We start from the raw sequence: 7,299 nt of genomic DNA on the forward strand, positions 1-7,299 counted from the left end.
GATCGCACCGGCCCGGCCGGCCGGATCCTTGCGGGCTTCGACCGCCAACCGCGTCGCACGCTCGCGCAGTTCGTCGGAGTACTTACGGGGAGCAGCCATGATCGGCATCCTTCCGGGTCTTCGATGTCTCCATCAAACCCGGGGCGATTCAGTGGATACGGTCATACAAGGCGTGGAAACGCCGCTCCGGAGACTGCTTGGCCGCAGCCCATAGCCCGCGTTGAAGTTTTCGCACTTTCGAGACGGACGCAGGCCCGTCCACTACGACGGGGCATCGCCCGTCGGGGTTGTTGGACCGGACGGTCCCGGTCATGCCCTCATGCTTACCTTCGCCACGAGCGTGATCAAAGTGCGGGCCCTTCCCTCCCGGCGCGTTATGTTGCACGCCGATCAGCGGTACTACGCCCCGCTCGGACTCCCGCTGCCCTCCGGACGACTTCACCATCGGCTTATACGTCCGGTCTCTTGCCCGACGTCAGACGTGGTCAGACGGGTCTCTCCTGTTCCGGCCCAGACTGTGCACACGTACCGCCCTCCGTACCCCGGGAGAACCCCGAGGGCTGACCCCGGAACAGGGCCCTCAGGACATGGCCTTCGCCCCGACATGACGGGCTCGGCTTCTCCGCTGTTGGTATGACGAGGCTGCAAAGTTCGCTCTACGCTACGGCCCGCGTGCTTGCTCCCTCCAAAGAGGCTCTTGACATCCCGCTCAGCCCGCCGTGTCTCCACGACGAACCGGGACCTGCTACCGGGCACTCCGGTGTCTACCCGGACGGGACTCCCACCCGCGAGCCTGGACCAGCTTTCAGGACGCAACACGTAGGGACCCTAAGCTGTGCACGGCTGAGCCCCTCGCGCGACGTGCACAGCAAGGGGATCGCTCGTCTACTCTCGGCCAGGCCGTCGTCGCTCGCGAGCTCGATTGCCGCGGCGCCTCGCCAATGTGCTCTTCCCCGAGAACGCCGGTCAGGGCTTTACCTGCCAGGCGGTCCGTCTCTGGCCCGGCCGCTGAGGCGGCCTCACCGGCCGAGCGGGGCCAGCTGCTGGATACAGCGCCGCTGCCGGAGGTCACCTTGAGGAAGCAGGCCGCTCTCGGCCGCGGCGGCCACGACGGTGAGCCGCTGCCAGCGGCCCGGAATGGGTGGGCCGCAGCCGATTCAGGGATTGGACTGCGGCCGCCGCGCTGTCGGAACTCGGGGAGCACACCGCACCCCAGAGCGGTGTCCGGCTTCCCCGCCGCGGCAGCCGCACACCGCGCCGCACGAGTGGCCTTTCACGCCGGCGATCCCGGCTTCCCGTTGGTCGGACCAGAGGATCAGCCGCCGATGACGCCATCGGCGTGATATCCGGCCGCGGTTGCAACCGCGGCCGGCCCGATGAGGCTCTGTTCCAGCAGATCCGCATGCCGCTGTTAAGGAGATCAACGTGACCACCAGCGCCTTCACACACCACTCACCGCGCGGCTTCGTCGACCCCTACGCCGTCGACACCACCGAAGCCGTCTGGCCCGCCCCGGCCACACTTGAGCAGAACGCGGACTACCTGCTGCCGCCGCCCAACCCCGCCCACCGCCTCGGCTACACCCTCAACCCCCGTGACCAGCGACGCCTCGCCCTGCACGCCGCCCTCACCACGGCCGGCATCCCCCCACGGCCCGAAGACCGCGACGCCATCGACCAACTCAGCGCCCTCCCCAACAGCATCAACACCACCCTGCAACGCTGGCTGCACCACACCGCATGACACAGGCGACCGCCGCCATGCAGGCCGCCTACGGGCTACGTCCCGTCGTTCCCGATGACTGGCCCGAGGCGCCGGCCTTCCAGCGTCCACCGACAGCGCCCCCTGAGCAGGTGAGCACGGTGGCCTCACCTGCCGCGAGACAACCCGCTGGCCTGCTCCCCCACTGACGCATCCGCGTCGTCTATCACGCCGTAATAGCGGCTGGCCGTCGCGGCGTGGCTCGCGGGCCCCCCGCACTTCGCTGGCTCCACGTCGTACTGGTCTGACACGCTACCGACGACACTCAAACTGCCGCCTGAAACAGAAGTCCTGCTCTCCCGCCGTGAGCCGGAGAGCAGGACCAGCTGTGGTGGCCGTCAGCCCGCCTGCGCTGCTGGTTGATCAGTGAACTGACGCATGACCTTCTCAAACTCGCCCGCGTTGCGTTCCCGGGCCATCTGGTTCGACACACCAACTCGAGCATTTTGAAGAAGGCTGGCTCATCCATCCTCCGCACCAGGTGCATGGCGATGAACGCCGGGTCGTCGTACGGCAGCTGCCGCGGCGGCCGCTGCTCCTCCGGCTGCTCCCCAGCACACAGCATCATGAGGAGGAAATTCGTGTTCATGCCTCTTTTGGCGCTGAAGTGGTGACAGGCTGGGCTGCCTGCTGGGCAGAGTCTTGCCAGCCCGGGTGACGGCCATCAGGTGAGGTCCTGCGCAAGGCGGCGAAGTATTTCGCCGGGGAGACGCGCTGGTGAACCGCTTCCAGTTCGTTGCCGACCACCACCGCCACTACGGCGTGAAGCGGCTGTGCACCATCCTCAACATCGCCCGCTCCAGCTTCTACTACTGGCGTCGGACGGCCGCGGACCGGGCCGCCCGGCAAGCGGCCGACGCCCGCCTCGCCGCCCGGATACGGGCCGTGCACCGCGAGTCGGACGGCACCTACGGCGTCCCCAGGATCACCGCCGAACTCCGCGACGACGGCGAGCGAATCAACCACAAGCGGATCGCGCGGGTGATGCGCAGCATCGGCCTGGCAGGCCTGCGGCTGCGTCGCAGGCACCGCACCACTGTTGCGGACCCGGCCGCGGCGAAGGCCCCGGACCTCGTCGGCCGCGACTTCACGGCAAGCGAGCCGAACACCAAGTACGTCGGCGACATTACCTATCTCCCGCTGGACGGCGGGAAGTTCCTGTATTTGGCCACCGTCATCGACCTCTCCTCACGCCGCCTGGCCGGCTGGGCGATCGCGGACCGCATGCGCACCGGCCTCGTCACCGACGCCCTGGCCGCCGCCGAACGGACCCGCGGCAGCCTCGCCGGGGCGGTCATGCACACCGACCACGGGGCCCAGTACACCAGCCGGGCCTTCGCCGATGCCTGCCGCCAAGCCGGCGTCCGCCAGTCCATGAGCGCGATCGGCTCCAGCGCGGACAACGCGCTTGCCGAGTCCTTCAACGCAACGTTCAAGCGCGAGACGCTTCAGGGCCGCAAGACCTGGTCCAGCGAACGCGAGGCCCGCCTCGACGCGTTTCGCTGGCTCAACCGCTACAACACCCGACGCCGTCACTCCCGCCTCGGACAACGCAGTCCCATCACCTACGAGACAGCACTCGACACAACACCAACTACCCTGACCCAAGCCGCATAGCCCGTGTCCAAGATTCCGGGTCAAGGCCCGGCACGCCTGGTGGTGGTTTCTGGCGGCCGGCGCTGTGGTGATCATCGTCTACTTCCTCGTCACCGCGCCCGTGCGTCACCTGTTCTCACCGGTGCTGGCGGCCTGCGCCACGGTGGCGATCCTGGTCGGCGTCCGCTGGCACCGGCCGCGCCCGAGCTGGTCCTGGTATCTGTTCGCCGCCGGCATGGGGCTGTTCACGGTGGCGGACGCCGTCTTCGGCACCTACCAGGTCGCGAGCAGGGTGGTGCCGTTTCCCTCAGTGGCCGACGTGCTGTATCTGGCGGCCTACCCGTGCTTCGCCGCCGGGCTGGTCAGTCTGATGGCAGCATGGGGCAGCGGCGTGCGATGGGGAGCCGTGCTGGATGCCGGGATCATCACCCTGGGGATGTCTGCCCTGGCATGGGCGTTCATCGTCATGCCCTACCTGCACAGCCATCTGTCGGCGCTGCCGCTGACGGTCTCCCTGGCCTATCCGCTGGCCGATCTTCTGCTGCTCGGCATCGCCGCCCAGCTGGTACTCGTCGCAGGAGTCCGTCTGCCGGCCCTCGCACTGTTCACACTGTGGGTGGGTGCCACACTGGCCGCCGACGCCCTGTACTACTCCACCCTCGCCGCGACCGGCGCCCCGATCGCCGCCGGCGTCTCCTACACCCTGTGGATGGCCTCCTATCCGCTGCTCGGCGCGGGCGCTCTGCACCCATCCATGGCCAGAACAACCCAGCTGGTGCCGCGCAGGCAGGAGAGGCTGTCACCCGCCCGCATGACCACCCTCATCCTGCCCGCCCTCCTCGGTCCCGCCTTACTGATCGCCGACGTCGGCGGCGTGCGGGCACAGCCCATGGACGCCGCGGCCATCGCGAGCATCGTGGCCGCTTTGACCGTGCTGCTGGTCGTACGCATCATGCTCCTGGCCCGGTTCGCCGAGAACCAAGCCGACCAGGCCAGAGCCCGCGCACGCATGGCCGAGGACGCCTTGCGTCAGCAGACCTCGCTGCAGCAGCAACTCACCCACCAGGCCTTCCACGACGCACTGACCGGCCTGGCCAACCGGGCACTGTTCTTCGAGCGCCTGGAATACGCCCTCCACCGCCCCGCGGCGGGCCGAAACACCGTCTTGCTACTCATCGACCTCGACCGCTTCAAAGACATCAACGACAGCCTCGGCCATCCGGTCGGCGACGAACTGCTCATCACCGTCGGCCACCGGCTCCTGGGCGCGGCGCGCCGCAACGACACCGTCGCCCGCATGGGCGGGGACGAGTTCGCCGTCCTGGCCGAAGACCTCAAAGAGACCCCCGTCCTGACCTACGCCCAGCGCTTCCTGGACCGCTTCCAGGAGCCCTTCGCACTCTCCGGCCATCGCAGCGTCTTCATCACCGCCAGCATCGGCGTAGTCGCCATCACCGAACCGACCACGTTCCACGACGCCGTACGCGACGCCGACATCGCCCTGTACGTGGCCAAAGAACGCGGCCGCGACCGCGCGGAACTCTTCGAGCCCGCCATGAGCCTGGGACGGCAGAGCCGGGCCCGTATCGCCCAGGACCTTCGCTACGCGCTGCCCCGCGACGAACTCGCCGTGCACTATCAGCCGGTCATCCACCTACTCACCGGACAGGTCACCGGCGTGGAGGCCCTACTGCGCTGGCAGCGGGAAGGGCGATCCCCCACCCCGCCCGAGGTGTTCGTGCCCGTCGCCGAGGAAACAGGTCTGATCCGCCCCATCGGCGCCTGGGTGCTGCGCGAAGCCTGCCGCCACGGCCGGCACTGGCACGACACCGTACCGAAAGCCCAGGCGCTGAGCGTGGCTGTCAACGTCTCCGGCCAGCAGCTCAAGGACCACCGGTTTCCCGACACCGTACGGCAGGTCCTGCACGAGACCGGTTTCCCCCCGGCCTCCCTGGTCCTGGAGATCACCGAGAGCACCCTCGTCACCGACGCCGAGACCACATCCACCCACATCCGTGCACTGCGCGACCTCGGTGTACGCATCTCCATCGACGACTTCGGCACCGGGTATTCCTCCCTGGCCTACCTGCGCGACCTCCCGGCCGACATCGTCAAGATCGACCAGAGTTTCGTCCTGCGAGGCGGCGGCGATGTCGACAAGAGCCTCATCCAGGCCATCCTCCAGGTCGGACACGCTCTCGACCTGGACGTGATCGCAGAAGGCATCGAAACCCCCCACCAAGCACATCGACTGCACTCACTCGGCTGCCCCCACGGCCAGGGCTTCTACTACTCCCCGCCCCTGGCCCCCAAAGCACTCGAGGCCTACCTCACCACCCAAGCAATCCTCATCCCCTCTAGATCACACAGATAACCCGCATCCGAGCTGGCTCAGAAGTCGGCTGAGCCCGAATAGTGCACCCCGGGAATACTGCCTCTTCACCAGTTGGACGGCGGTGTGGAGGCGGCGGAGTACCGGGTGTGGGTGCGCGCCCCCGACCACGTACGGCCGGTCGACGGCGTCGACTACGACCAGGTCGTCACCGAGAAGCTGGAGCGGTCACCACAGGCGGTGGTCCATGAGGTCCTCGGGGAGCGCCGGCCTTCGGGGTGGCTGCTTGCGAAGCTGCGCGACGGCCGCGGCCCGGCCCACTCCGTCCTGCACGCACCGGACTGCGAGGAAGCACCGCAGGGTGCGCCGCTGCTCGATGCGGACCGCGCCCTGGACGCGGCAGAGCACCCGGGCACCCGGCTGTGCACGCTGTGCGGAGCCGCGCAGGTTCTATAGCGGCAATGCTGTTGTAGTAGCAATGCCGCGGAGTTACTGACTTCGGCTCGTCAGGGTGACGCTGGTTCGTCGAGTGCCAGGCCGGTGCCCGCTATGAAGCCATCGAGGGTGTCGGGCCGGTACTGAAGACGCTTGAGTCGGTTGCGGACGAGGGCCTCAAGCCGGTCGAGGGCGACCACGGCGAGGTTGGCCAGGCTGCGCTTGACGTGCGCCCATACCCCCTCGACGGGGTTGAGGTCGGGCGAGTAGGCGGGCAGCAGGAACACCGTCAGCCATGCACGCTCGGCGATCAACTCACGCATAGCGTGGGAGACGTGGGTGTTCAAACGGTCCCACACCAACACGACCGGCGCTTTGACGAGCTGGTGGACGCCGTCGATCAGCGCGATGAAGTCGCGCTCGCCCATGCTGCGGCGCTTGCCTTTGCCCGCACGGTGGACGCGCAGGCGGTGGCACAGCCGGGTGCGGGAGCCGGGCCGCATCGCGATCAGCCCGGCCACCGACAGCCGCCCCGAGCGTCGCCCGCTGACCGCCACTTGCGGAGTCACGCCGCGCCGGCCCCAGGTACGTCCTCTGGGCGGCCGTCGGGTGAAGCCTGCCTCGTCCTCGAAACAGACGTAGCCTCCGCAAGCCGCCCGGGCTCTTTTACCTCGGTCCAGGTCGCCTCCTTCCACGCGGTGACGGCCTGCTCGTCACGCTCGGCGACCCGCCGCGCGGGGACCTGCGGGCTGAAGCCGAGCCGGTGCATCAGCCTCGTCGCCCCGGAGACGCTGTAGGAGACGTGGAACTTCCTGCCGATCAGCGTGGCCACCCTCGCCGCGGTCCACACCTGGTCCTCCACCCAGCCATGCGCGGCCGGCCCCTGCTCCAGATACCCGGCCAGCTTCTCCAGACAACGCGGGGACAGGCGACACCGCGATCCGCTCGGACCGCGGGAGGCCAGAGCCTGCACGCCGCCGTCCCGCCACAACTGCTGCCACCGACAGGCTGACTTCAAGCTCACCCGCAGGCGCCGTGCCACCTCCGACGGCTTGATCTCCTGCTCGAACAACTCAGCCGCCTGCAGCCGTACCGACTCCCGGCGCCGACGTCCCGCAGCGGTCAGCCCGCCCCCATCCGCATACCTCACACACCACGGAATACAGCCACCACCC

Annotated in this window: 3 protein-coding genes and 2 pseudogenes; 4 read left to right on the plus strand and 1 reads right to left on the minus strand. The window is 68.5% G+C overall.

Translation table 11 applies throughout. The features are described 5' to 3' along the window. Positions 1–1,425: 1,425 nt before the first annotated feature. The 4 genes and pseudogenes from AC5P09_RS50795 to AC5P09_RS50810 form a co-directional block, all read left to right on the plus strand. Positions 1,426–1,743, plus strand: coding sequence for a hypothetical protein (locus AC5P09_RS50795; RefSeq protein WP_493880447.1), 318 nt, complete (start codon positions 1,426–1,428; stop codon positions 1,741–1,743). A gap of 688 nt (positions 1,744–2,431) precedes the next feature. Continuing rightward, positions 2,432–3,378: pseudogene (locus AC5P09_RS50800) on the plus strand (IS3 family transposase); the annotation flags it as partial. Between the two features lie 64 nt (positions 3,379–3,442). Next, a complete protein-coding gene (locus AC5P09_RS50805; protein WP_493880448.1) occupies positions 3,443–5,731 on the plus strand; it encodes a putative bifunctional diguanylate cyclase/phosphodiesterase in 2,289 nt (762 codons plus the stop codon). Positions 5,732–5,806: 75 nt separating this feature from the next. Beyond that, positions 5,807–6,145: pseudogene (locus tag AC5P09_RS50810) on the plus strand (DUF6233 domain-containing protein); the annotation flags it as partial. Between the two features lie 50 nt (positions 6,146–6,195). Here AC5P09_RS50810 and AC5P09_RS50815 read toward each other — a convergent pair. Beyond that, positions 6,196–7,274 (minus strand): IS630 family transposase gene (locus tag AC5P09_RS50815; RefSeq protein ID WP_493880449.1). Its coding sequence is split into 2 segments (ribosomal slippage): positions 6,196–6,776 and positions 6,776–7,274, totalling 1,080 coding nucleotides; the frame shifts between segments, so codons are not numbered across the junction. Between the last annotated feature and the right edge of the window lie 25 nt (positions 7,275–7,299).

The sequence above is a fragment of the Streptomyces sp. a15 genome (assembly GCF_059026085.1).